This window comes from Pseudomonas sp. F220 (assembly GCF_057813935.1).
Window position 1 is genome coordinate 1 of the sequence record NZ_JBVASJ010000127.1, and the last position, 609, is coordinate 609.

Sequence of the window (609 nt, forward strand, 5' to 3'; positions counted from 1 at the left end):
ATGACTGGGGTGAAGTCGTAACAAGGTAGCCGTAGGGGAACCTGCGGCTGGATCACCTCCTTAATCGACGACATCAGCTGCTCCATAAGTTCCCACACGAATTGCTTGATTCATTGAAGAAGACGATTTAGAAGCAGCCCGAAATTGGGTCTGTAGCTCAGTTGGTTAGAGCGCACCCCTGATAAGGGTGAGGTCGGCAGTTCGAATCTGCCCAGACCCACCAATTTTGTGTGGGAAACGCCTGTAGAGATACGGGGCCATAGCTCAGCTGGGAGAGCGCCTGCCTTGCACGCAGGAGGTCAACGGTTCGATCCCGTTTGGCTCCACCACTTACTGCTTCTCGTTGTAGTAAAGCTTAGAAATGAGCATTCCATTGTGATGATGGTGAATGTTGATTTCTAGTCTTTGATTAGATCGTTCTTTAAAAATTTGGGTATGTGATAGAAAGATAGACTGGGCGCCACTTTCACTGGTGGTGTTCCAGGCTAAGGTAAAATTTGTGAGTTAAATTGCGAATTTTCGGCGAATGTCGTCTTCACAGTATAACCAGATTGCTTGGGGTTATATGGTCAAGTGAAGAAGCGCATACGGTGGATGCCTTGGCAGTCA

Annotated in this window: 2 tRNA genes and 1 rRNA gene; all 3 read left to right on the forward strand. The window is 47.9% G+C overall.

Annotated features, from left to right (window positions below):
• Positions 1 to 63: ribosomal RNA gene (locus ACZYSM_RS29285) — 16S ribosomal RNA — on the forward strand; the annotation flags it as partial.
• Between the two features lie 83 nt (positions 64 to 146).
• Positions 147 to 223 (forward strand) — tRNA-Ile (locus ACZYSM_RS29290).
• A gap of 30 nt (positions 224 to 253) precedes the next feature.
• Positions 254 to 329, forward strand: a tRNA-Ala gene (locus tag ACZYSM_RS29295).
• Positions 330 to 609: the final 280 nt, after the last annotated feature.